Here is a 22,838-nt window from a genome sequence, read left to right on the forward strand (position 1 = left end):
ATTGGTTAGGCAGCGAGAGCCCCTTCCGTGAGGATGGCTGCGTCCCAGTCCTTCCAGACGGCGTCCAGGCCCTGCATTTTCAGCATCTCCGCCACTTCGGCAGGGGAGCGCATGTCGGCGATGCCAAACTGGCCCTCAGCCTTGGCGTTTTCAGTTTTGCCATCCAGGTCCACCCGCTTGCCGCGCACCGTGTGGTGCAGGTCATCCTTGCCAGCGCCCGTGTAGCCGCCAGGTTCGGTATGGCTGCCGGCACTCATGGTGGTGACTCCCAGGGGCGCCAGGGCATCACGCAGGTGGGCAGGTTCGCGGGTGCTCAGGACCACCCCCACTTCTGGGAAGGTGAGGCGGAAGGCGCACAGGGTCTGCACCAGGGCCCAGTCTGGAAATCCGGTTTTGGGCTGGAATCCACCTGCGGCGGGGCGCAGGCGAGGGAAGGCAACGGTGAAGCTGGACTTCCAGCAGTGCTTGTAAAGATGCTCCAGGTGGGCGGCCAGACGCAGGGCCTCCAGGCGCCAGTCACTGAGGCCAAACAGTGCCCCGATGCCGATGCGGCGGAAGCCCCCTTCATATCCACGCTCGGGGCAGGCCAGCCGCCACTCGAAGTCCTTTTTGGGCCCGGCGGTGTGCATCTCCGTATAAAGAGGGCGGTCGTAAGTCTCGTGATAAACCACCAGGCCTTCGCAGCCTGCTTTCACCATGCGCTCGTATTCCGGGGCCTCCATGGGGCCGACCTCAATGCCAATGGTGGGAACAAAGTCGCGGATGGCGCGGATGCATTCCTCCAGATAACCGTCGCTGACAAAACGCGGATGTTCGCCCGCGACTAACAAGATGTTTCGAAATCCTTGCTCCGTGAGGTGGCGGGCTTCTTTGACCACCTGATCCACCGTCAGCGTCACTCGCATGATGCTGGTATTGTCCCGGGAAAAACCGCAGTAAGAGCAGTTGTTCACGCACTCGTTAGAGACATACAGGGGAGCAAACATGCGCATCGTCCGGCCGAAATTCCGCCGGGTGATGGCGCGGGATTCCCGGGCCATGGCCTCGAGCTGGCTGGGCGATTTGGTTTCCAGCAAGGTCCAGAATTTCTCCATCAGGGGCGACTTGCGCGCGGGGAGAGCATCGAGAACGGGGGTGAAGGAAGTCAGCATGAGGGGGCGGATAAGTGATATACGCCTGTCTGAGGGGGGTGCAAGAGATGGTGATGCCCGCAAAACATCCCGTTGCCTGCCGTGGCGGCTGCGTCATACTGGCGGCCCTCTTTCCATGTCCACGACGGCTCCCCAGCGCATTGTACTCAAATTCGGCACCGGCATTTTGACCAAACTGCACGCTCCGGAGCCTGACCCCGTCCAGTTACGCAAGCTGGTCGAGGCTGTGGCGCTGCTGAAGCAGGCCGGTCACAGCGTGGTGGTGGTGAGCAGCGGGGCCGTGGCCTCCGGCCTGAAACCCATGGACCTGACCGAGCGGCCTACGGACATGACTACCCTGCAAGCCCTGGCCGCCGTGGGGCAGACCCACCTCATGCACGCTTATGAAAACCTGCTGCGCGACCATGACCTGCACGTGGCCCAGCTACTGGTGACACATGAAGACCTGGAAAACTACGACCGCGCCCGCCGGGTTAAAACCACGCTGGAGCGCCTGCTGGAGTTCCCCCAGGTCGTCCCCGTGATCAATGAAAACGACAGCGTGGCCATCGAGGAACTGCGCTTTGGCGACAATGACAAGCTCTCCTCCCGTGTGGCCCGTCTGTGGGGTGCGGATCTTTTGCTCCTCCTCACCAGTGCTCCGGGCCTTCTGCGGGACATGAACAAACCGGAGGAAGGCCCCATCCCCATCGTGGAAGATGTGGATGTGGTGATCCATCACGCCCAGGAGGAGAAAACCAAGCTGGGCACCGGCGGCATGATCTCCAAGTTGCGTGCGGTGCAGGACGCTGTGAATGGCGGAGTGCAGTGCATCATCGCCAGCGGCCGCCATGCGGAGCAACTGCCCGCCGTTGTGGCAGGAGGCGGGGTGTGTACTCGGTTTTTAGCGAAGGCCAAGGCCTGAGGATGACTGAGAGGCGGCCATCTTTTCGGCTGCCTGCCGCAGTTTTTCCCGCAGGGGCACGGCCTTGGCGGCGAGTTCTCGCTGTTCTTGCTCGTAACGCTGGCGGCCCGCCGGAGTCTCGATGCACACCGGCTCGTAGCCGAGGTGGCGGAGGTCGTAAGGGCTGGCACGCATGTCCAAATCGCGCCCTTCACAGGCCAGGGTAAAAACTTCGGCGACGAGGTCTGCACCTACCCAGGGCCACAGTTTGGTGGCCCATTTGTAGAGGTCCATGTTGGCGTGAAGGCAGGCTCCCTGCTCCATTTCCAGGCGCGTTTCTAGGATGGGCTGCAGTACGTTCATCGGCTTCGCCGCCGGGGTGAAAAAGCGAAAGGCATCGTAGTGGGAGCAGCCGATGCTTTGAGATTCGATGAAGGTGGCCATGTCATCCGGGGCGAGGCGAAGTTCATAACCTTGATGGCGGATTTCCTCCCTCGTCTGACGATACACCATGGCCCATTCGTGCAGGCCAAAGCAGCGGAAGCGGGGGGCACGTTCTAAAACATTGGCACACAGCGTGGCCACCCAGCGGGCGAGGTCGCGAGTGTGGGCTCCCAGCTTGGATTCGTTCAGCTCCACGCAGTTTCCTTCGCGTGTCATTTTGTCGCTAGCCAGCCAGGGCATGGACAGCAAGTCCTCCTCCGTCACCTCCAGGCGGATTCCCAGCGGTGGCAGCCATTGTTTCAGCTTCGCCGGGGAGAAATTGTAATAGGTGAAGAGGAAGTCGTGGACGGGATGCTTTTCCTGCCGGCTGCGCCTTTCCACAAACGCATCGGCAGGGGCGGCCACCTGCGCCAGGTGGGCATCCCGACGGGCCCGCCAATCTGCCCGAGCCCAGGTGATGCTGGAAACGGCGGACGTCATGCCTCGATCTCGATCTTGTAACGAGGCAGGGTCTTGTCCACCTCCTGGCTGTAGGCATCAATCCCGCCAGTGAGGCAGGTCGCCTGGGTGAAACCATGGCCGACAAAGTAAGCCACCGCATCCAGGGAGCGGGAGCCCGTGTGGTCATAGAGTACCACGGGGGCGTTTTTGTCCCAATGGGAAAAAGCTTCCTGCACGAGTTCCTGCGTCATCAGCAGGGAGCCAGGGATGGTCACGGCCTCATGCTCTTCGCGGGTGCGCACATCCAGCACCTTGAGGTCGGGCGTGGCGGATCTGAGGGCGGCGAATTCCGTGGGGGAGATTTGCAGGGTGGCATCTCCCTGATGGCTGTCCTGAATGTGGGTGATGACTTCCTGGACATCCAGATTGTCATTGCGGACGCAGAGCTGGGCCAGGGTTTCACTGGGGCTGAAGGCGCAACTGCGGCAGCCTCCGATATGATATCGTGCAAAAAGCGCGCGCTGAGCCCCAGGGTAACTTTGCAGGACCTGAGAAAGCGTCGTGTCAGGGGAAAGGGGTTGCAGGCTGGGTGTGGTCATCTCCCAATGAATAACGCACGTGGCAGGTGACGAAACTGCAAACTTCAAGTGGGCAAGCGGGAAGCCTGCGCTACACTCTGCTTTATGCTCGAACGCGAACCTCGCATCTATGTGCTGCCCACGATGATGACGGCCGGGAACATCCTGGCTGGCTTCGTCGCGATCCTGCAGATTTTTAAAGGTCGTGAGGGGGCCATCACGGAACATTATTACTGGGCGATCATCGCCATTTTGGCCGCTTGTTTGTTCGACGTGCTCGATGGCCGCGTTGCGCGTCTCGGCGGCCAGGAATCGCCCTTCGGGCGGGAGCTGGACTCCATTGCGGACATCGTTTCCTTCGGTGTGGCCCCGGCACTCCTGGTTCATGACATCGTTCTTTCCAACATCGAAAAGCCAGCGGGGCTGGGTTGGCTGATCGCCTGTGCTTACCTCGTCTGTGGGGCCATGCGTTTGGCGCGTTTCAATTGCATTGCGGCGAGTGATGACAAAACCAACAGCAAGCACTTTCGCGGCTGCCCCATTCCAGCGGCAGCGGGGGTGATCGCCTCACTGACGTTGCTGATGCTCTGGTTGGATGAAGGCAACAAGGAAATCGGCCCCTGGAAATATGGTCTGGCAGTGCTCATGGTCCTGCTCTCATACCTGATGATGAGTGATCTGGAGTATCCGAGCTTCAAGTCCATCAACTGGCGCACACGCCGTTCTCCGGCCTGGGTGCTCATTTCCATCATCGTTGTGGCCTTTGCCGTGCGGAACTGGCAGTGGATGCCGTCCGTGCTGTTTGTCAGCTACCTGCTCTATGGTCTTGTGCGCCCTTGGGTTTCCCGCCGCTGGCGGCAGGAGATCGAGATTGAGTATGAGGCGGCCGATACCCCGGATGACCCCATCATCGCCCCGACTGAGATCTCTTCCGAAAATGACAAAAAGGTGGAAAATGGCCAGGACCCATCCGCCCATATCTAAGCTCACCCCACGCAGCGACTCACCGGACAGACATACCTAGGATGGCGGATTTTTACCAGCACGCACGACTTCCCACCCTGCATCACCTCGCCACTCCAGACGCTACCGCGCGTGATGCGGAACTGGTGGAGCTGACTCAAAAACGCCCGGTCGCCCTACTGCTGCCCGCATTGTTTGTGGAAACACAGCGTCCGGCCCTGCCCGCGATTTTGGAGCAGGTGGCCCAGGTGCCCTACATCAGCCAAGTGGTGCTGAGCATGAATGGCATGGCGGAAAGCCAGGTGGAAGCGGCCCTGTCACTGTGCCGGGAATCTGCCGGTGGCAAAAAGGTGGAGGTGCTTTGGAATGATGGCCCGGCGCTGCAGGCCGCCCATCATCGGTTGGCCGAAGGCGGCTGGGATGGCACCTGCATCGGCAAAGGGGCGAACATCTGGATGGGCCTGGCCTACCTGAAAGCCGCCGGGCATGAAGGCATCGTCATCAGTCATGATACGGACATCCTGAATTACAGCCCCTCGATGCTTTCGAAGCTGTGCTTTCCTGTGGCGCATCCACGCCTGAACTACCGCTTTGCCAAAGGTTACTACAGCCGTGTGGCAGACCGCCTTTATGGCCGTGTCACACGCCTGCTCATCTTTCCTTTGATCCAGTCCTTTCAGGATGTGCTGGGCAGCAAACCGCTGCTGGAGCATCTGATGAGCTTCCGTTATCCACTTTCTGGAGAATTTGCGGGGGACCTGCCGACTTTGGCTGGCTTTAGCCTGCCGCCAGCTTGGGGGCTGGAAATCGCCATGCTGTGTGAATCTCATCGGCATCTCACCCCGGCGGAGCAGTGCCAGGTGGACTTGGGCTTTCATTTTGAGCATCGCCACCGCCAGCTCATCAATCCAGGCCTGGAGCAGGGGCTCGTTGCCGCCGCTGCAGATGTCGTTCGCTGCCTGACCTGGCAGATTTTGCGGGAAGCCGAGGAACGTGCGGCGGAATCGCTGCTGCGGTTGGTGCTGGAGCGGTATGCTAAGCATCGTGCTCATGAGTGGATGCAGCGCTATGAACATGTGGCGCTGCTGAACGGCCTCATTTTTGATCATGCTGAAGAGAGCTTGGCCATTCGTGCTTTCACGGAAGCGCTGGAAGAACTGGTGGCCAGTGTCGCGACCAAAGGCCTCCATGTTGCAGGCATGCGCCCATCGCCTGCACATGCGCTGGAGCAGCTTCCCCAGTTGGGCCAGCAGATCGTGGCTTCAGTGCTCTGAGGTCCTGGGGCCTCCGGGTTAGGGCTGCATTTGCCGCGTTGGTGGCAGATTTTCGGAATAGCCTGCACGGGTACGGCGGAGTTCTTCGACCGCCGTGGCACGCAGCCTGATCAAGGTGTCTTTTTGCTCCTTCACATCGGCCAGATTGATCAGTTCTTCAGGGTCTGTTTGCAGGTCGTAAAGTTCTTCCGTCTCGCCGGGCGTCAGGTAGCGGACATACTTGTAGTGGCCATCATTCAGGGCCGCATACCAGGGGACGTGATGGTGGGCGGCCTCGGCTGGCTTGTTTTTGACAATCTCGGTCACATCACTGCCGAAGTGATCACCCGTGGCTTCATAAAAGCAGGGGTGGGGCCATGCTGCGCCTGTGGGATCTTTGAGCAAGGGGGTGAGATCGCGTCCGTGAACTTCCCAGGGAAGAGAGATGCCGGCGAAGCTGCTGAAGGTGGCGACGAGATCTGTGCCATTTACCGGTTTGTTGCAGACTTTGCCTTCCGGCACGGTGCCCGGCATGGAGATGATGAGTGGGCTGCGAAAGGCGGCGTCATAGGGGGCCAGTTTGGTGCGCAGGCCATGCTCGCCTGTGGCAAAGCCCTGATCCGCCGTGAGCACCACCAGGGTGTTTTCGAGCTGCCCACTTTCCTTGAGCGCCTTCATCACTTCAGCTACGCCTTCGTCCAGGGATTGCACGCAATCATTGAGCTGGTGAATGTGGTCGGCGTAAGGACGTGCCTTCTTCGCATTGTCACCGAAGGTCTCGCCGCTCTTTTGCGGGACGATCTTTCCTTCATCATCCTTTTTCCAAGCCTGGGTTTCATTGAGGTAATCGGGCTTGCCTGGTCGCGGCGGCAGGATGTCTGCTGGCAGGGGAACCTCGTCCTTTTTGTGCAGGCCTTTGTGGCGTTTGGCCGGCGTGGTGGGGCCATGAACGCCGCCGTAGCATAGCCAGAGGTACCAGGGTTTGGCGGGATCCCGATGCCGCCCGCGGATGTATTCGGCGGCCCAGCGGGTGTAGTTGTCGGTGGAATAGTCGGGGTTCAGCGTTTTAGCTTTGACGCCATTGATCTCTAGAATCTGGCCTTCGTAATAGGCCCCCGCATTGTCTGGGTATTTCGGGCGGTTCCAGACGATCTGGTAATCCCAGTCGCGGCCATACCCAGAATCAATGCCCGTATGCCACTTGCCGATATGCGCGGTGTGATAGCCCTTTTGCCGAAACACAGCGGGGAAAAACGGTGTCTTCTTCGGGTCATATTCACTGCCGGGATACTTCCCGCTCATGCGCATGGATTCGATACCATGGGGATGCCGACCTGTGAGCATGGTGGCGCGCGAGGGCATGCACCAGGCCCCCATGTAGGCGTGGCTGAAACGGACCCCGCTTTTCGCCAGGGCATCCATGGCGGGGGTGTTCACTCCTGGCAGCGCCTCTGGATAGCAGGACAGCGTCTTGTAGGAATGATCATCGGTGAAGATGAACAGTATGTTAGGCTGCTTTGCGGCAGCGTTGGCGGTGCTGCAAAGGGCCGTGGCCAGTAAAAGAAAAAGATATAGTCGCTTGGACATTCCCCTCTAAACGCGGATGCCCAGGCAAACTCTCAACTACCGAATATTCCTGTCCGGCGAGGCTTTTATTATCACTGACCGACCATGGCGGCCTGATTGATCCGAGCACCGGAGGGATCGACCACTTTTACGGTGACAAAGAAAAGAACGTGGCGGACACGGCGGCGTTTAACATCACTTTTGAAAAGGCGGCCGATGAATGGCGCATCACCCAGCAGGGGCACTTTGTCAGCGATGATTTCCACCTGATCCGTCACCAGTCCACCGAGGACGACCGTGGCACCGTCATAGATTTTGACGGAGGTAATGATTTTGCGGGAGTCAAAAACAGGCTGGAAAATCAGGTTGGGGGTCAGCTCCAGGAAGGAGCCTTCAAACAAGGTACGGATGGGGGAGCCGTAGTTCACGAAGCCCGAAAACTCAGTGAATTGCGGAGTGACGGTCAGGTCCACCGTACGTCCATCATCAGAAATCACAGGCTCGACATCCAGAACCACTCCCGTTTTGCGCATTTCAAACGCGGTGGGCGTGCTCGGTGTTACCACGGCGGGTGGGAGCCGAGTTTGGAGGGCTGGGAGAGGATTTGGATTGTTGGGGTTGTTTGGGTTGTTGTTGTTGTTGATGATATTGCTCTGTCCGAAGTTTGTCGGGATCTGTGGCGGGTCGAATTCGGTCGGGTAAATAAGCTCACGAGTGATTTCCACGGAGGCTTTTTGGCCGCTGCGGGTGATGACACTGGGCTGTGAGGCGAGATCAATGCCTTTCTTTTGTGCAAGTGCCCGGAGTACGCCTTGGAATTCAGGATTCGAGAGCACGCCGCTCACAGAAAGCACACCTGGGGAACGCCTTGAGACAGTGGGTTTGGCACCGAAGAGCACGCTGTCGATGCTGTTATTACCCAGGTCACCCGAGGAGCGGAGACCGGTGGTCAGAGGATTCATGCCGATGGCCGTGGAGACGCCTGGGGCAACTAATTTTTGGAAGGGAAAGTCCCCGGTCAGGAAGTTGGCTCCGGTGAGGGCGTTACCGATTGAACCACCGCCCAGTTCCGCCTGGCCGTTGTTCACGCCAAAGGCTCCCAGCAGCCAGTCAAAGCCGATTTCGTCCAGACGATTGTCACCCACTTCCAGCAGACGTACTTCCACCACCACCTGTTTTGGGGACCGGTTGAGCGCCTGCTCCACCAGCATGTCCACGATTTCCAGATTGGAGGCCGTGTTACGCACCACCAGCATGTTGCTCGAGGGGCTGTAATTGGCGCCAGTGCCTTCCCCAAAGGTGACGCCGTAGCTTTGCAAAAACTCCTGGGCTCCGATGCGCTTGATCTGAATGCCACTGGCTGTCCCAGCCGTGTTGGCTGCTGCAAAAGGATCTGCGGTGGCAGGTGCCGCCGCAGCCCCGCCCACGGGGGCGCTGGTGATAAAATCTGGTGGCACGCGGTAGGATTTGGAAATGATCACCCCGGAATTTTCCGTCAGCGAAACCAGACGCACAGCATAGTCCTCCACCCGGTAGGTGATGCCCGCGATCTCAGTCACGTAACGCAGGACTTCTTCGATGGGCACTTCCTTCAGGTTCAGAGAGATGGGCCGGGCGGGATGATCGGCGGGAATGCTGACGACAAAGTCCACCCCTTTGCCGGTGGGATCCAGGTCCCGGGCCCGTACGCGGAGGTACTCCATGACTTCTTCCAAGGTGGCACCGCTGAAATCAATCTGGGAAATTTTCAGATCACGAAGCTTTTGCTGAATGGCCTCGCGACCACCACGGATCCCGGAGGTAGTCGTGGAACCCGCGTCTCCAAAGAGACCAGAAACATCTCGGCTGCGGAGCGGGGGCTTGTTTTCCCAGGCTGCATTGACGTCGTTGAGCATCTTGCTCCGCTGATGGTCGCGGGCAGCGTCGAAGTAGCTGCTGCGTTCCTTTTCAGTCGTTTCCATGCCACGGCGGGCCGCCGTGTTGTAGGGGTCCACGCGAAGGACTTCCTCATAGGTGAGCAGCGCCTTGTCATGCTGGCCCGTTTCGCGCTGGGAATTGGCCAGGAGGAGCAGCTTTTCCACCTGGGAAACTTTGGCGATGTGTTCCGGCGTCAGTGCTGGCGGATGACGGTCGGGATCACCGAATCGCTCCCTTAGCCGGGCGATGCGTGAGTTTCCCTTGGCCACATTTTCCTGGTCCAGTTTGTCCAGGATGGCGTTTGCGGCTGGGTAGTCTCCTGCATCCACCAGTTCCTTCGCTCGTGCGAGACCTGCCCGCACATAACCATCCAGGGCGATAGCTCGGGCTTCCTGGGCGAGAGGGACATCGGGAAGCGTGAGATAGGCTTCTTCAAAGATGACGAGGGCCGCTGCGCTGTTTCCACTTTTAAGCTGGCTTTCAGCCTCTGGCAGGCGGGCCTGCTGGGTGGTGACGACGGTGGTCCGCCGTTGAACTTCTTTGTCGGCAAGGCTGGAGGTGGATCCTTCTCCTGCCTGGGCATTTAAGGAGGGAGAAAGGCTGCCTGCCAAGGCCAGAAAGGAAACGGCCGCAGAGACTGCGTACTGGCGGGCGGGGCGGGTGTTCAGGCTGTGCATTCGGTGTCGGGGGCAGGCGAAACGCGAGGAATATCAACTTTTTGAGTCCAGCCCAAGCATTTTCTCTGAGGAACGCATCTTTCATGCGTTCTGTGCTTGTCTGGTTTGTGGATATTAGCGCATTCTTTATTGATACATAAAGATGATGCAACTTTTCAAAAATAGCAGAGTTTGACGCTCCCCCCCCTCAACCATGTTTTCGTTTCGTGAGTTTTCTTGCCGTATAAATTTGGCGTTGGTGCTGCGCCATCTTGCATGTGCTTTGGCATGCGGAGGCCTTTTCCAAGTCTCCGCCTTACAGGCGCAGATCAATGACCTGAATGATTTGCGTCAGCTCCTGGGCCAAAATGGAGGTGTCACCGCCAAGGCAACGCCCCAGGCTCCCCCGGTGTCCACAAATCCTAATGTCTTTTATACCAATCCAGGTCCGTGGGGCAAACTCCGCTGTGCTTACATCTACCTGGAGGCCCCCAAGACTTTGGTGGACAGTTTTCCTCTGCCTAATACACGCCCGCGCTGGTCCTTTTCCGAAGAGATGCTGCCCAATTTGGGCGATTTTTTCCGCAAGGCTTCCCTCTCGGAAGCTCTGATCACCCTCCTTCTGGATTCGAGCCAGATCGTCAAGGAAAACGGTTTTGTACATATTTTTCCACCCTTGCCAGATCTGGAGGCACTGACCCCTGAATCTCGGGCGATGATTTACACGGAGCTGTCCAAATATCCACCGAACGAATTTTGCGTGGACCCTGTGCTCATCGTCGGCCAGACGGTCAAGGAATGGTACCGCACCAGCAAGCTGCGCCCGGAGATCATCGCGAAAATTGACCAGATGGCCTACAAGCGTGGAGACACTATCGCCTTCAGCGATGTGGCAGCCATCCTTAACTATGCCCAGTCAGATTCAGAAGCGCGTTCGATCTTCAAAGCCTTTACCCGCACCCGTTCGCTAATGATCAAGGTGGAGGTGGATCACACCACCAATGTTGATGAGTTAGTAAGCTATTGGACTTTGGGCATGGGGCTGCGTCGCAAGGACATTGAGCCTCTTGTGCAATCCATCATTGATACCGATGGCATTGAAGCCCTGCCTCTGTCCCACCTGCTGCCCGCTTTGGTTCGCAAGCTGATGTACACCTATCCGGGGCTGGACCTGGCCAAGCATGGAATGCTACCTGACTGCCACTGGACATCGCTCAATTTCTTTAACTACGAACCTCATGAATACCTGCTGGATTCACGGCTGGCCACCAGTGCGGTGCTGGAAAATTTCACGCCTATTGAGCCTCCCTATAAATACGGGGACGTGCTTTTCTTCCTGAGCAATGAAACGGGGGATGCTTTTCATTCCTGCGTGCATCTGGCGGATGGCATTGTTTTCACCAAAAACGGTCGCAACCTCCTCTCACCCTGGGTGCTGATGAAGGTGGAGGACGTGCAGAAAATCTATCTGTATAAGGGGGATGGACGCATCCAGGGCTTCCGCCGAAAGGATCCTGTGCAATCCATCTCCCCGAGTCAATAGCAGCGGGTCTTCTCAGGGCAGCTCGACGATCACTTCGATCTCGACCAGTGCAGCCAGAGGCAGTGCGGCCACCTGTACGGTGGATCGGGCAGGCTTGTGGCCGCTGAAGGCTTCATCATAGAGGGCGTTGACCTTGGGAAAGTCGGCCATGCTTTGCAGGAAGACTGTGGCCTTGACCACGCGGGTGAGATCCAGCCCCTGACTGGCGAGCAGGGCTTTGATGTTGGCCAGCACCTGACGGGTCTGCCCCTCGACCTCTGTGGCTTCGATTTTGCCACTGGCGGGGTTGATGGGAATCTGGCCAGAGCAGAAAAGGAAGCCGTTGGCACGGACGGCTTGGGAATAGGGGCCGACGGCGGCTGGTACTTCGGGGGCGTTGTTGATGAGTTCCATGGTTGTCAGGGCAGGGGAGTTCTAGGCTTTTACCAGGCTGTCATAAAGCGCCTTGGTACGGTGGGCGATACTGGTCCAACTAAAGCGTTCCACAGCGCGTTTGCGGCCGGCTAAGGCCATGCTGCGGCGTTTTTCCGGGTCGGCCATCAGGGTGTTGATGCCTTCAGCCAGATCATGGGCAAAGGCGGCGGGATCCACGGCCTCAAAGGGACTTTCGGTCTGCTGGTCCAGGGGCACCAGGATGCCGGTTTCTCCAGGCACGACGACTTCTTTGATGCCGCCCACGGCGCTGGCCACCACGGCGGTTTCACAGGCCATCGCTTCTAGGTTGATGATGCCAAAGGGCTCGTAAATGGATGGGCAGCAGAAGACTTCTGCATGTGAATACATGGCGATCTTTTCCTGAACGGGCAGCATGGCCTGGATCCAGACGATGCCTTCGCGTTTCAACTGGGCCGCGGTCACGGCGGCCTGCATTTCGGCGGCGATTTCAGGGGTGTCTGGGGCACCGGCGCAGAGAACGATCTGAAAGCCCGGGTTCATCTGCTCAATCGCACGAACGAGGTGGATGATACCCTTCTGGCGCGTGATGCGGCCGACAAAGAGAACATAGGGTAGATCTGGATTCACCCCGTGCTTGCGCAGTACCTCGGGGGCCTCAATGCGGTGATACTCGTCAGGATCAATGCCGTTGTGGATGACGTGGATCTTATGCGGATCCAGCGGGAACATGCGCAGGAGATCGCATTTGGTTTCCTCGGAGACGGCGACAATGGCATCGGCCATTTCCAAGGCGGTCTTTTCCAGCCAGACGGTAAAGTCGTAGCCGCCACCGAGCTGCTCACGCTTCCAGGGGCGCAGGGGCTCCAGCGAGTGGACGGTGAGGACCATGGGAAGGCCGTAATTCAGCTTCGCCAAAATGCCGCCGAAATGGGAATACCAAGTGTGCAGATGCACCACTTGGGCGTCGATGTTGCGAGTATTGAAGTCCAGGCTGCGCTGGACGGCGCCAAAGACGGATTTCAAGTTAGGCGGGCTGGTCCAGCCTGCAGCATCCAGACCCGTGCCATGGACGGTCAGATTGGGCTGCGTGCTTTCCTGATCACCAAAGCAGCGCACTTCCACCTCCATCAGCTTGGCCAGCTCGCGCGTGAGGTATTCGACATGAACCCCGGCACCTCCGTAAATGTGGGGCGGGTATTCGTTGGTAAGGAAAAGGGACTTCATGTGGGCAGGCTGCCTTCTAGCCTATTCCTGCCCGCTGACGCAAGAGGAAGCACATGATTCGCGCAACCTGCCTGACTTCCCCCGCCATGATCCAAATGCGGCGGGGGACTGGGAATGTCCCTGCTACTATTTGAAGTGCTTGGCCGCAGCATTCAGGTGCGCGGCGTACTCTTCGGTGCGCATCTCCACACGTTCGCGGATGCTGCGTTCGCCGATGCCGTCGTGCTTGGTGGCGACGAGGGCCTTGAGGAGGTTGATCAGGTCGCGCACATCACTCATCATTACATACTCAGGAGCGATCTTTTTGTTCGCGTCCATGTTGTGGTAGTTGCCCAGGGGGATGGAGATGCCGGTGCTGCGGATGCCTGCGGCCTGCATGGCGGTGGCTTCACACGCTCCAGCGTCTAGCAGGCAGCGCTGAACGCGGATGCCCTGTTCCTTGGCGGTCGTCATCAGCACGGCGGTGCCTTCGCTATCGAAGATGGAAAGACGGTCACCCACACGGACGACGGGGCCACCGCTCATGACGGCACCATTGACCGGGCGGCTGGTTTCGATGGAAAGAAAAACGTCTTCGCTGCCGAAGGGCCACTTTTGGGCGATGTGCCAGGCACCGAGGAAGCCGACTTCTTCGGCACGGGTAAAGACGGCGTGGAAGGTGGTACTGAGATCCAGTGCGGCCAGTTCCCAGAAGGTGGCGACGATCACGGCGCAGCCGACGAGGTCATCACAAGCGGTCGCTTCGATCTTGTCATCGGTGATATTCGCCGGGAAAACCCAGGTGGCGATGTCGCCTTTGGGTTTGGCGCGCAGGCCGCGTTTCACGCCGGCCTCGACTTCTGGCTTGGGCACGCCTCCGAGGAATTCGAAATCATCCTTGCCTTTGCTGCCCGGGACCCGCACGAAAGCGGGGTGGTCCATGTGAGCACCCAACACCCAGGTGGGCTTGCTCTTGCTTTTGCCATTCTTGTAGGTGGCAATGAGGTTGCCATACTTGTCACGCTTGGTTTTGACGTGAGGGCAATCCTTCAGCAAAGCCTCGATCTCCGCACGGACATGGTATTCGTGGAAAGGAGCGGTGGGCTGCTTTAGAATTCGCTTGAGAATGGTTGTGAGGTTGGGCACTGCCATGTGTCCACCGTAACGACCTTTTCACAACCCACAAACGCCAAGGTGAAGAACCTCCGATATTTCTGCGAGACCGTTTTGGTCTCTTTTGCTGCCTGGGTGCTGCCCCGGCTGCCCCGTTCTGTCATTCTGGCCCTGACCAAAGGCGTCGGTTCTGCCGCTTACTGCCTGGACATCAAAGGCCGACAGACCGCCCTGGAAAATTTGAAGGTCGCTTTCCAAGACCAATACACTTTGGCCGAACGTCGGCGGATCGCCCGGCGGTCCTATCAAAATTTCGCCCGCACCTTCCTGGATCTTTTTTGGGCTTCCTCGCTCACTCCGACGACTTGGCAGCAACACATTACCATTCAGATGTGCGATGCGGAGGCGGAGGCACAGGCCCGCGAAACGGGTGGCGTGTGGGTGACTCCGCATTTTGGGAATTTCGAATTCGTCAGCCTTATCTGGGGCTTTCGGGGCATTCCGTTTACAGTGGTGGCGCAGGATTTTGCTAATCCGGCCCTGACGGCCATCTTTAAAAAGCTGCGGGAGCATTCTGGGCACAATGTCATCTCGCAGGAAAATGCGATGCTGAAGCTCATGAAGGCGCTGAAGCGCAAGGGGCATGCGGGACTGCTGACCGACCTGAATATCTCCCCAGGCAAGGCCTCCACTGCGATCCGTTGTTTTGGGCTGCTGACCTGTGTGCCGACGCTGCATGTACAACTGGCCATGCGTCTGGGACTTTCCATCATGACCGGAGTCTGCCTGCCCCTGCCAGACGGGCGCTATCAAGTTTCCATTTTCGAGGCGCTGCGACCTCAGCCTGAAGATGATGTCACGCTATTGACGCAACGTGTGTGGGACCATTTTGAAAAAGCCATCCGGGAAAATCCCGAATGCTGGCTTTGGATGTACAAACACTGGCGTTATCTGCCAGCGCGTGGCGACTTTCCCAGCTACCCGGCCTATGCGAAACCTTCGCGAAAGTTCACTGCCATGCTGGGGGAGATGGGGCTGGCAGAGGCACCGCCGCCTGCGGCATGATTCCGCCGTTGCGCATCCCGCCTTCCTTGCTACCCACTAGGCAATCCCAGATGACACAACTCTTCGAAATCCTCGGCCAGTTCGACCACGAAAGCGATTGCCAGAAGCTGCTTTACGCCCCTCTCCCCCAGAAGCTCACTTACCGTGAGACCACGGCTTACAAGGTGGATTTCGAAGGGGATGCGGCTGCTCTGGAGGCTTTTGTGAGCCAGGTGCTGCTGGACCCGATCAGCCAGACGATGCGCAACGGAGAGACCTCCGCCTTTGAGAAGGCCAGTTTCACCCTGGAATATGGGATGAAAGGTGGCGCGCTGGATCTGGAGAAGGAAATGATCCTGAACTACTACCGTGCGCTGGAAAATCCCGGCTTCCAGATCACGAAACTCACGCTTCGCAAGCGGGTCTATGTGTTTGGCGACAAGGCGGATTCCAAGCCTTTCGTTCGCGATATTTGCAACCCGGCCATCCACACCTGGGAAGTGCGGCAGGCTGCCTGACGCACCGCCATGCTGCGTTTTTCCTTTCTAGGGTTCCCGGTCAGCATCCAATGGATGTTTTGGCTCACCCTGGCGCTGCTGGGCGGGGTGTTTCGCGCCTCGGGGGATCCGGAAGCGATGCAGCGGGTGCTGGCCTGGGTGGTGGCAGGTTTTTTCTCGATCTTCATCCATGAGTTGGGGCATGCCCTGACCATGCGCCACTACGGCGCACGGCGGGTTGAAATTGTCCTTCACAGTTTCGGCGGCTACGCCATGCCGGATCGCTCCTTTGGCCGCAGCGAAAGTTTCTTTGTCAGTGCTGCGGGCCCTTTTCTTCAGATTGCAGCCGGGGTGGTGATGTGGTGGGTGAAGGATGCCTGGCAGCCGCAAAACCTGCTTGCGACTCATTTCATGAGTTCTTTCGTTCAGGTCAGCATTTCCTGGGCAGTGCTGAATCTTTTTCCCATCATCCCCCTCGATGGTGGCCGCATCATGCAGGCCCTGCTGGGACCACGGCGGCAGAAAACGGCGCTGATTGTCAGCATCATCTGCGCCGTGGGATTTGGCGTCGTCGCGGTGGCCTTTAGACAAGTTTTTATTGTTATCTTTTTTGCGCTCTTTGCCTTCAACAACTGGAAGGAATTGCAGGGTGAACGGCCGACGATGATGCCCTGAAACCTGGTCCAACCGTATCTTTACCGCCATGTCTGCTCTCGACGATCTCCTCACCTGCCTGCGTTTCCCCAGCGTCTCCACCGATTCCCGTCACAACGCCGATACCCGGGCCTGTGCGGATTGGCTGGTGGCCAAACTGACGGGCATGGGGCTGACGACGACATTGCACGAGACCCCGGGGCACCCGGTCATCGTGGCCAAAAACAAGCACATCGCTGGCCGCCGCACGGTCCTGCTGTATGGCCACTACGATGTGCAGCCTGCGGAGCCTTATGCGGAGTGGAAGTCACCTCCCTTTGAACCGACCATTCGCGACGGCGTCATCTTTTGCCGTGGGGCGACGGACAACAAGGGGCAGCTCATGGCCCACGTTTCCGGCCTGGCCGAAACTCTGGCAAAGCACGGGGATCTGCCAGTCAATCTGACCCTCCTTTTCGAAGGAGAGGAAGAGATCGGCAGCCCCAATTTGAAGCCTTTCCTGGAGGCTCATCGCGAAGAACTGGCCTGTGATGTGGTGGCCATTTCAGACACTGGCATGGTGGGGCCGGGCGTTGGAACATTCACTTATGGCCTGCGGGGCATTGCCTGCATGGAGGTGAAGGTGCATGGTCCCAGCATCGATCTGCACTCCGGTATTTTCGGCGGTGCCGTGGCGAATCCGGCCACCATCGCTGCACGTCTCGCTGCCACCCTGCATGATGAACAGGGGAAGGTGCTCATCCCTGGATTTTACGATGCTGTGAAGCCTCTGGCGGATTGGGAGCGCAGTGCCTGGGCGGAATTGGGCGATGGCGATGCCGAGACTCTTTCCCTCACCGGAGTGCCTGCACTCTTCGGCGAACCAGGATTCACGGAGCGTGAGCGGCGCTGGGCCAGGCCAACGGCGGAGGTCAATGGCATCGGGGGCGGTTACCAGGGAGAGGGCTCCAAGACCGTGATTCCGCGCGAGGCCTTTGTGAAGCTGTCCTTCCGTCTCGTGCCAGATCAAAATCCAGATGAGATCATGGATCTGGCCAGTGCCTATCTGAAATCGAAAGCACCTGCCAGCGTTCGCCTGGAGATCGTGCGCGGGCACACCGGCCAAGCCTACCTGATGGATCCTCAGGGTCCGCTGGGTAAGGCGGCCCAGCGCGCCTTGGCCAAGACTTTTGGAGGCAAGATCGCCCTCATTCGCGAAGGCGGCAGCATCCCGATCGTGCAAGCCTTCAAGGAAGTGCTGGGGGCTGATACGCTGCTGCTGGGGCTGGCTCTCCCTGACTGCCAGGCCCATGCCCCCAACGAGAACTTCCCGATTGCCAATTTTGAGGCCGGCATCCGCCTGAACCAGGTGTTGCTGGAGGAACTGGGCGCAGCCTGAGGCCGATCATTCACTGGGGACTACAGGTTTTCGAGCACGTAGTCCCAGGTGAATAGCACGGCCTGGGTCATGGCGGCACCGGCGGCGACATCCACCAGGGTGATGCGGTTCCAAAGTCGTTTGCCGCCTTCTGCGATTTCTTCCAGGGGCTGGGGAGGGAGGGTCAGGGCATCGGTCTGGGGCTGGCTGGAGGCCAAAGTGGCGTTCTCCAGGTCTTCTTCGGTATCGGCCACGATGCCGAGTTCACCTGCTAAGTTTAGGCGGTGAATGGCGGCGGCTGCGGCCACAAGCAGGAAGTATTCCGTGTGATATTCACGGTTGATCATCCAGCCAGAGATGAGGTAAGCGATGACAAGGATCATGATCGCCCGCCGACATCGTTCCTTGTCAGGGTCATCCCGGGTCATTCTAGCACCGACCAAAAGAGAGCGAATGGCCAGCCATAAAGGCAGCAAGTAGCAAAACAGGCCGTTGATGCCCAGATCCCCGCCGACTTGCACGTAGCTGGAGTGGGTGGCTTTGGTTTCCCACTGGCCTTGCCAGACGATGTGGCCAACGAACTGCTTCCAGCCATCGCCTTCAGATTTTGTTTTGGTCACGTTCCTGGCTAGTTCCCACACCATGAGGCGTCCTTGCACACCTTCATCGGCCTTCAGGTTGCTCATTTGCTCCATACGCGGAAGGAAGCTCAGGGCTGAGACGCCGATTGTCGCGGCCATGGCAAGGGCCAAAATCTGGATGGACTTGGGACGCCCAACGACAAAGATGAGGACAAAGAGCACCCCGCCTACCAGGAAGGCCCCTTTGGACTGAGTTTGATACACACAGAAGCAAGCCAGTGCTGTGCAGGCCGGGAAGACGATCAGTCGGCCGATCACTCCCTTTTTCCAAAAATAGAGGACGTAGCTCAGTGGCATCACGACAATGACCGAGTGGGCGAGCGCATTCGGATTGTTGTGCATCCAGGTGCCCAGGCTGAGACGGCCTTCATAATACATGGTCACGTCGGCAGCATTGGTCAGGTCCACTCCGAACAGGCTGCCAATGGCCATCGCTGCCACCCCCATGAGCATGAAATTCCAGCCTTTGATGTAGCCGAGAACACGCTCCCAACTGGTGAGGGAATGAACCGTGAAGGCATAAAAAACCACATAAGGCATGAACGCCTTCAGTGTGCCGCTGAAGTCGCCTGAATTCCACGAAACGTAGAGGTAGTAGACCAGGATGGCCCAGTCGTGCGGCGTCTTCAGGATACCCGGGGTGGCGCTGCGCCTTCTTGAGGTCGCAAAGCTGATGATCCACATCAGGATCATCGGCCGGATGATGTTGAAGCCTATGAGGGCAGGTATCCAGTCCTGAGGCCGGATGTAGTAAAGAAAGAGGAAAAACAGGGCCGTGCGGTATTCCATCAGGGGCAGTTCGGCTAAGGCATTGCCTGTAAATCTGGCAGCCTTCACAAACAAGCGCAATCTGGGCTGATCTGGCTAGAGGCAATGCTCGGAACAGCCTCCACATTTTTCTCATTAGGCTGGGACGGGGGAGACTTTATGGCCATTCGGCAAATGTTTACGGGCCTTTTCCCCTCCTTGACTTTGACCGGGTGGCCTTGATGGGTTTTCTCCACCATGCCCGTGACCTTCCTCCACAGTGCCGACTGGCAGATCGGCAAGCCTTTTGCCCGCATCGAAGATGAGCAAAAGCGTGCCCTGGTGCGGCAAGAGCGGCTGCTTGCCATTGGGCGTCTGGGGCAGGTGGTCCGAGACCACGGAGCCCGTTTTGTGGTGGTGGCTGGGGATGTATTTGACTCTCCCACCCCGGACAAAGGAACCGTTTCCGCGGCCTGTGCGGCCATCGGTGCTCTGGGGGTGCCTGTGTATGTCATACCTGGGAACCATGATCATGGCGGCCCTGGCAGCCTGTGGGAGCAGGCCTTTTTCCGGCAGGAATGCCAGGCCCTCGCCCCGAACCTCCATGTGCTGCTTCGGGCCGAACCTGTAGAACTGGAGGAAGTGGTGCTCCTGCCTTGCCCGTTGCTGCGCCAGCACGATGCCAGTGATACGACGGCCTGGCTACGGGGGGCAGACTTGTCGATTTTCGGCAGTAAACCGAGGCTGGTCATCGCCCATGGCAGCGTTCAGGACTTTGGCCCGGCGGGTGATGAGGAGGAGTCCTCTGACGCGGCGAATCGTCTGGACCTCGCCCGCCTACCTCTGGATGAGCTGGACTACATGGCCCTAGGGGACTGGCATGGGATGAAGGAAGTATCGCCCTCTGGAAAGTGCGCGGCGTGGTATTCAGGCACACCGGAGCCCGATCGCTTCCCGCGCGGAGTGGGGAACCTGCCTGGGCATGTACTTGTGGTTACGGTGGAAAGAGGCAGTCTTGCCAAGGTCGTGCCCGTGCCCACGGCACGCTTGGCTTGGCATGATGTGGAGTTTCACCTCTCTGATGATGAGGCTGTGGCACGCTTGAATGAAACACTCACGGCTGTTGTGCAGGGCAAAACTGGGCAGGATCTGCTGCGGCTCACGTTGCGTGGCAGTTTGGGTATTTCAGGCTGGACCCTGCTGGAGCAGGCCCTGGAAACCTGGCGGTCGCGCCTGCTGCGGTTGCGCCTTCATTCTGAAGTGGGAACCGCCCCGACAGAGGCCGAGATCAGTGCGCTGGTGAGCAGCAGCGAAGCTCCGCTGGCCGCTCGCGTTGCGGGAAGGCTGCTTCAGGAGACGAAATCCGCCGATGCGGTCTTGGCAGAAACCGCACGCCAGGGCCTGCGGGTGCTGCATGCAGCGCTAGGAAAGGTTTGAGGGGGCATTACTCTCGGTCCTTGGCTGAATTCGATGGCATTTCTTCCGCAGGAATGTCAGCATGATGTCTGATACATGACGTGGTATTTTAACAACGATGGTGTGGCCGACGGTCCCTATGAGGATGCGGCCATGGCTGCTTTGCTGGTGCAAAATCGCATCAAGGGGCACACACTCGTCTGGAAGGTGGGTGGTGAAGCCTGGCAGGAAATCGCTGCCCAGGCACCCAGTTGGTGGCAGCCAGTGACCGCTACACAAGCCGACGCCGTTGTGAATACAAGACCACCGATTACCCGAGGGCTGGTGCCCAATGCCCCGGTGGTGGAGGTTAAGCCCGCTGCCTCAGTTGGGTTCCTGAAGAAAATCTTTGGCTTCGGTGGTGGCAAAAAATAGCCCGCTTGGGTTCAAGCGGGCTACAAGGGAAGACGATCAGGAGCCGCCGAAGAAACCGCCGAGTTTGCGGATGCGTGTCGGGTGGCGCAGCTTGCGCAGGGCCTTAGCCTCGATTTGGCGGATGCGTTCGCGGGTGACCTGGAACTGTTTGCCCACTTCTTCCAGCGTGCGTCCGGCACCGTCCACCAGACCAAAGCGCTGTTCCAGCACCTCTCGTTCGCGGGGGTTGAGGGTATCCAGCACGTCACGCAGCTTGTCGCGCAGCAGGTTCATCGCGGTGAGCTCCATGGGGTCATGGGCTTCCTTGTCTTCGATGAAGTCGCCGAATTCGGTGTCGCCATCGCTGTCGCCCACTTTGGCCTGCATGGAGACAGGCTGCTGAGCCATGCGGAGAACGGCATTCACTCGTTCCACTGGGAGGTGGATTTCCTCTGCGATTTCTTCTGGAGTCGGGTCGCGGCCCAGTTCCTGGACGAGCTGTTTGTTCACCCGCATCAGCTTGTTGATCGTTTCGATCATGTGCACCGGAATGCGGATGGTGCGTGCCTGGTCGGCAATGCTGCGGGTTATGGCTTGGCGGATCCACCACGTGGCGTAGGTGGAGAACTTGTAGCCGCGCCGATATTCGAATTTTTCGACCGCACGCATGAGGCCCATGTTGCCTTCCTGAATGAGATCCAGGAAGGAAAGGCCGCGATTGGTGTACTTTTTGGCGATGGAGATGACCAGGCGCAAGTTGGCCTCGATCATCTCGGTCTTGGCGCGGGTGGACTCGGCCACACAACGGCGGGCATCGGCGGCGATCTGGCGATAGCCTTCGGTACTCTGCCAGGCCTGAAGCTGGAACTGGTGAAGGGCCTCAATGGCCATCTCGTTCTTTGGATGCTGGCGGATCTCGTGTTCCAACTGCTCCATCTCACGCAGCTTCAACTGGATGAGGGCGACGAAGTCTTCGTTGATCTTCTGTTTAAAGAAGAATTTCGCACAGAGCTTAAAGTAGGCTCCGCGGGCATTGTTGAAGGCTTCGCGGGAGCTGTCTTTTTTCTTCTCTGCGGCCTTGGTGTGGGCGGTGTAGAGATCGCTGCAGCGTTCGAAACTGTCTTTGGCCTGCTCCAGCAGCGGGGTCAGCTTTTTGAAATAGTTGTCACGCTCTTCAGCCTTGCGGTCAATGACCAGGCGGTCAAACCGCTCCAGGCCGTTGGCGAGACTTTCGGCGAACTGCAGGAAGTTGCGGGCGACAAAACCGACGTTTTGGAGGCAGCTCTGGAGGCTGATCTCGGCCTTCTCGATGCGTTTGGAAATCTGGATTTCCTGCTCGCGGGTGAGCAGGGGCACCTGGCCCATCTGGCGCAGGTACATGCGCACCGGGTCATCCAGGCTGTCCAGCTTGGTGTCGGCACGTTCGCTGGTGGCGGATTCTTCGGCCGCGCGGGCGAGAAGCTTCATCGCGGTCTGCCCGCTGAGGTCGCCCTCCTCCACGACGCGGATTTCCATCGCACGCAGTCGACTGATGACCTCGTCCATGAGGTCGGGCGTCACAATGCCAAGCGGCAGTGCTTCATTGACGTCGTCCCAGGTGAGGTGGTCCTGATCCTTGGCGAGAAGGATGAGGTTACGCAGCCGCGACTGGACCTCGGGCGCATTGATATCGTCATAGACGACCGTGGGTGCGCTCGGTGTAAAGCTAGTCTTTGGCGGACGTCCGCGTTTGCGTTTGATCGGCTGTCCATCCGGACCCACCACAGGCGTTTGGTTGGGCCGATCGTTCAAAGGATGAATGCGTGGACGTCCTCTGCCGCGTTTCTCCTCCTGGTCCGCATCCTTGGAAGAGGCGGCAGGTTTTGGGGGAGAGGCAGTCTTGGAGGAAGGGGACTTTCCGGGGGCTGGTTTTTTGGGGACGGCCATAGAGACGCCGTGAATTCCTAAGGGGGTAAGTTACAGCCCGGCGGATGGGCTCAGAA

The 22,838-nt window shown here is 58.7% G+C and carries 20 protein-coding genes; 10 read left to right on the top strand and 10 right to left on the bottom strand.

The features are described 5' to 3' along the window. Positions 1 to 5 precede the first annotated feature (5 nt). On the bottom strand, positions 6 to 1,151 hold the full coding sequence (thiH, locus tag ABEB25_RS01330; RefSeq protein ID WP_345734572.1) for a 2-iminoacetate synthase ThiH: 1,146 nt from the start codon (positions 1,149 to 1,151) through the stop codon (positions 6 to 8). 115 nt (positions 1,152 to 1,266) lie between these two features. On the opposite strand from thiH, the gene proB reads away from it, so the two are divergent. Beyond that, entirely contained in the window at positions 1,267 to 2,055 is a 789-nt protein-coding gene (proB, locus tag ABEB25_RS01335) for a glutamate 5-kinase (RefSeq protein WP_345734573.1), read from the top strand. Here the strand turns inward: proB and ABEB25_RS01340 are convergent. Together ABEB25_RS01340 and ABEB25_RS01345 are read right to left on the bottom strand one after the other, a co-directional pair. Next, on the bottom strand, positions 2,035 to 2,958 hold the full coding sequence (locus ABEB25_RS01340; RefSeq protein ID WP_345734574.1) for a hypothetical protein: 924 nt from the start codon (positions 2,956 to 2,958) through the stop codon (positions 2,035 to 2,037). The two genes, proB and ABEB25_RS01340, sit on opposite strands and share 21 nt — an antisense overlap. Then, on the bottom strand, positions 2,955 to 3,518 hold the full coding sequence (locus ABEB25_RS01345) for a rhodanese-like domain-containing protein (protein WP_345734575.1): 564 nt from the start codon (positions 3,516 to 3,518) through the stop codon (positions 2,955 to 2,957). Before ABEB25_RS01345 ends, ABEB25_RS01340 begins: the two co-directional genes overlap by 4 nt. 84 nt (positions 3,519 to 3,602) lie before the next feature. Between ABEB25_RS01345 and pssA the strand changes: the two genes are divergently transcribed. Together pssA and ABEB25_RS01355 are read left to right on the top strand one after the other, a co-directional pair. After that, positions 3,603 to 4,481: a CDP-diacylglycerol--serine O-phosphatidyltransferase gene (gene pssA, locus ABEB25_RS01350; protein ID WP_345734576.1), complete on the top strand. Its 879-nt coding sequence runs from the start codon at positions 3,603 to 3,605 to the stop codon at positions 4,479 to 4,481. A gap of 41 nt (positions 4,482 to 4,522) precedes the next feature. Further along, a complete protein-coding gene (locus ABEB25_RS01355) occupies positions 4,523 to 5,734 on the top strand; it encodes a glycosyltransferase family protein (RefSeq protein WP_345734577.1) in 1,212 nt (403 codons plus the stop codon). An 18-nt stretch (positions 5,735 to 5,752) separates the two neighbouring features. Here the strand turns inward: ABEB25_RS01355 and ABEB25_RS01360 are convergent, their stop codons facing one another. Together ABEB25_RS01360 and ABEB25_RS01365 are read right to left on the bottom strand one after the other, a co-directional pair. Next, a complete protein-coding gene (locus ABEB25_RS01360; RefSeq protein ID WP_345734578.1) occupies positions 5,753 to 7,300 on the bottom strand; it encodes a sulfatase family protein in 1,548 nt (515 codons plus the stop codon). A 71-nt stretch (positions 7,301 to 7,371) separates the two neighbouring features. Next, positions 7,372 to 9,873 carry an Amuc_1098 family type IV pilus outer membrane protein gene (locus ABEB25_RS01365; RefSeq protein ID WP_345734579.1) on the bottom strand — a complete coding sequence of 834 codons (2,502 nt, stop codon included), beginning with the start codon at positions 9,871 to 9,873 and terminating at the stop codon, positions 7,372 to 7,374. Between the two features lie 388 nt (positions 9,874 to 10,261). Between ABEB25_RS01365 and ABEB25_RS01370 the strand changes: the two genes are divergently transcribed. After that, entirely contained in the window at positions 10,262 to 11,395 is a 1,134-nt protein-coding gene (locus ABEB25_RS01370; protein WP_345734580.1) for a hypothetical protein, read from the top strand. A gap of 12 nt (positions 11,396 to 11,407) precedes the next feature. Here the strand turns inward: ABEB25_RS01370 and ABEB25_RS01375 are convergent, their stop codons facing one another. The 3 genes from ABEB25_RS01375 to ABEB25_RS01385 form a co-directional block, all read right to left on the bottom strand. Continuing rightward, the gene (locus ABEB25_RS01375; protein ID WP_345734581.1) at positions 11,408 to 11,788 is read right to left on the bottom strand and encodes a RidA family protein; all 381 of its coding nucleotides are present in this window, start codon (positions 11,786 to 11,788) and stop codon (positions 11,408 to 11,410) included. 21 nt (positions 11,789 to 11,809) lie between these two features. After that, on the bottom strand, positions 11,810 to 13,015 hold the full coding sequence (gene glgA, locus ABEB25_RS01380; protein WP_345734582.1) for a glycogen synthase: 1,206 nt from the start codon (positions 13,013 to 13,015) through the stop codon (positions 11,810 to 11,812). Between the two features lie 126 nt (positions 13,016 to 13,141). Beyond that, the gene (locus tag ABEB25_RS01385; protein ID WP_345734583.1) at positions 13,142 to 14,146 is read right to left on the bottom strand and encodes a M28 family peptidase; all 1,005 of its coding nucleotides are present in this window, start codon (positions 14,144 to 14,146) and stop codon (positions 13,142 to 13,144) included. A 42-nt stretch (positions 14,147 to 14,188) separates the two neighbouring features. Between ABEB25_RS01385 and ABEB25_RS01390 the strand changes: the two genes are divergently transcribed. The 4 genes from ABEB25_RS01390 to ABEB25_RS01405 are packed head-to-tail and all read left to right on the top strand — an operon-like array spanning position 14,189 to position 17,680. Then, a complete protein-coding gene (locus tag ABEB25_RS01390) occupies positions 14,189 to 15,172 on the top strand; it encodes a lysophospholipid acyltransferase family protein (RefSeq protein ID WP_345734584.1) in 984 nt (327 codons plus the stop codon). Positions 15,173 to 15,222: 50 nt separating this feature from the next. Then, complete coding sequence (locus ABEB25_RS01395; RefSeq protein ID WP_345734585.1) at positions 15,223 to 15,669, top strand: hypothetical protein; 447 nt, start codon at positions 15,223 to 15,225, stop codon at positions 15,667 to 15,669. 9 nt (positions 15,670 to 15,678) lie between these two features. Beyond that, entirely contained in the window at positions 15,679 to 16,323 is a 645-nt protein-coding gene (locus ABEB25_RS01400; protein ID WP_345734586.1) for a site-2 protease family protein, read from the top strand. Positions 16,324 to 16,351: 28 nt separating this feature from the next. Further along, positions 16,352 to 17,680 (top strand): dipeptidase, encoded by a 1,329-nt coding sequence (locus ABEB25_RS01405; RefSeq protein ID WP_345734587.1) that lies wholly within the window; start codon positions 16,352 to 16,354, stop codon positions 17,678 to 17,680. A gap of 20 nt (positions 17,681 to 17,700) precedes the next feature. Here ABEB25_RS01405 and ABEB25_RS01410 read toward each other — a convergent pair whose 3' ends face one another. Next, positions 17,701 to 19,137 carry an O-antigen ligase family protein gene (locus ABEB25_RS01410; RefSeq protein WP_345734588.1) on the bottom strand — a complete coding sequence of 479 codons (1,437 nt, stop codon included), beginning with the start codon at positions 19,135 to 19,137 and terminating at the stop codon, positions 17,701 to 17,703. 168 nt (positions 19,138 to 19,305) lie between these two features. Here ABEB25_RS01410 and ABEB25_RS01415 point away from each other — a divergent pair, with 168 nt between their 5' ends. Both ABEB25_RS01415 and ABEB25_RS01420 read left to right on the top strand, forming a co-directional pair. Continuing rightward, positions 19,306 to 20,484: a metallophosphoesterase family protein gene (locus ABEB25_RS01415; RefSeq protein ID WP_345734589.1), complete on the top strand. Its 1,179-nt coding sequence runs from the start codon at positions 19,306 to 19,308 to the stop codon at positions 20,482 to 20,484. Positions 20,485 to 20,559: 75 nt separating this feature from the next. Beyond that, positions 20,560 to 20,877 carry a DUF4339 domain-containing protein gene (locus ABEB25_RS01420; RefSeq protein WP_345734590.1) on the top strand — a complete coding sequence of 106 codons (318 nt, stop codon included), beginning with the start codon at positions 20,560 to 20,562 and terminating at the stop codon, positions 20,875 to 20,877. 36 nt (positions 20,878 to 20,913) lie between these two features. Here ABEB25_RS01420 and rpoD read toward each other — a convergent pair whose 3' ends face one another. After that, complete coding sequence (rpoD, locus tag ABEB25_RS01425; RefSeq protein ID WP_345734591.1) at positions 20,914 to 22,782, bottom strand: RNA polymerase sigma factor RpoD; 1,869 nt, start codon at positions 22,780 to 22,782, stop codon at positions 20,914 to 20,916. Between the last annotated feature and the right edge of the window lie 56 nt (positions 22,783 to 22,838).

Origin of the sequence: Prosthecobacter algae (assembly GCF_039542385.1) — a bacterium.
Lineage (GTDB): Bacteria > Verrucomicrobiota > Verrucomicrobiia > Verrucomicrobiales > Verrucomicrobiaceae > Prosthecobacter > Prosthecobacter algae.

Excerpts from the sequence above, each read along its gene's own strand:
- ABEB25_RS01415 (WP_345734589.1), top strand. The coding sequence starts at position 19,306 with ATGCCCGTGACCTTCCTCCACAGTGCCGACTGGCAGATCGGCAAGCCT.
- ABEB25_RS01360 (WP_345734578.1), bottom strand. The coding sequence starts at position 7,300 with ATGTCCAAGCGACTATATCTTTTTCTTTTACTGGCCACGGCCCTTTGC.
- ABEB25_RS01340 (WP_345734574.1), bottom strand. The coding sequence starts at position 2,958 with ATGACGTCCGCCGTTTCCAGCATCACCTGGGCTCGGGCAGATTGGCGG.
- ABEB25_RS01405 (WP_345734587.1), top strand. The coding sequence starts at position 16,352 with ATGTCTGCTCTCGACGATCTCCTCACCTGCCTGCGTTTCCCCAGCGTC.
- proB (WP_345734573.1), top strand. The coding sequence starts at position 1,267 with ATGTCCACGACGGCTCCCCAGCGCATTGTACTCAAATTCGGCACCGGC.
- ABEB25_RS01375 (WP_345734581.1), bottom strand. The coding sequence starts at position 11,788 with ATGGAACTCATCAACAACGCCCCCGAAGTACCAGCCGCCGTCGGCCCC.
- ABEB25_RS01395 (WP_345734585.1), top strand. The coding sequence starts at position 15,223 with ATGACACAACTCTTCGAAATCCTCGGCCAGTTCGACCACGAAAGCGAT.
- ABEB25_RS01365 (WP_345734579.1), bottom strand. The coding sequence starts at position 9,873 with ATGCACAGCCTGAACACCCGCCCCGCCCGCCAGTACGCAGTCTCTGCG.
- ABEB25_RS01345 (WP_345734575.1), bottom strand. The coding sequence starts at position 3,518 with ATGACCACACCCAGCCTGCAACCCCTTTCCCCTGACACGACGCTTTCT.
- ABEB25_RS01400 (WP_345734586.1), top strand. The coding sequence starts at position 15,679 with ATGCTGCGTTTTTCCTTTCTAGGGTTCCCGGTCAGCATCCAATGGATG.
- pssA (WP_345734576.1), top strand. The coding sequence starts at position 3,603 with ATGCTCGAACGCGAACCTCGCATCTATGTGCTGCCCACGATGATGACG.
- thiH (WP_345734572.1), bottom strand. The coding sequence starts at position 1,151 with ATGCTGACTTCCTTCACCCCCGTTCTCGATGCTCTCCCCGCGCGCAAG.
- rpoD (WP_345734591.1), bottom strand. The coding sequence starts at position 22,782 with ATGGCCGTCCCCAAAAAACCAGCCCCCGGAAAGTCCCCTTCCTCCAAG.
- ABEB25_RS01385 (WP_345734583.1), bottom strand. The coding sequence starts at position 14,146 with ATGGCAGTGCCCAACCTCACAACCATTCTCAAGCGAATTCTAAAGCAG.
- glgA (WP_345734582.1), bottom strand. The coding sequence starts at position 13,015 with ATGAAGTCCCTTTTCCTTACCAACGAATACCCGCCCCACATTTACGGA.
- ABEB25_RS01420 (WP_345734590.1), top strand. The coding sequence starts at position 20,560 with ATGACGTGGTATTTTAACAACGATGGTGTGGCCGACGGTCCCTATGAG.
- ABEB25_RS01355 (WP_345734577.1), top strand. The coding sequence starts at position 4,523 with ATGGCGGATTTTTACCAGCACGCACGACTTCCCACCCTGCATCACCTC.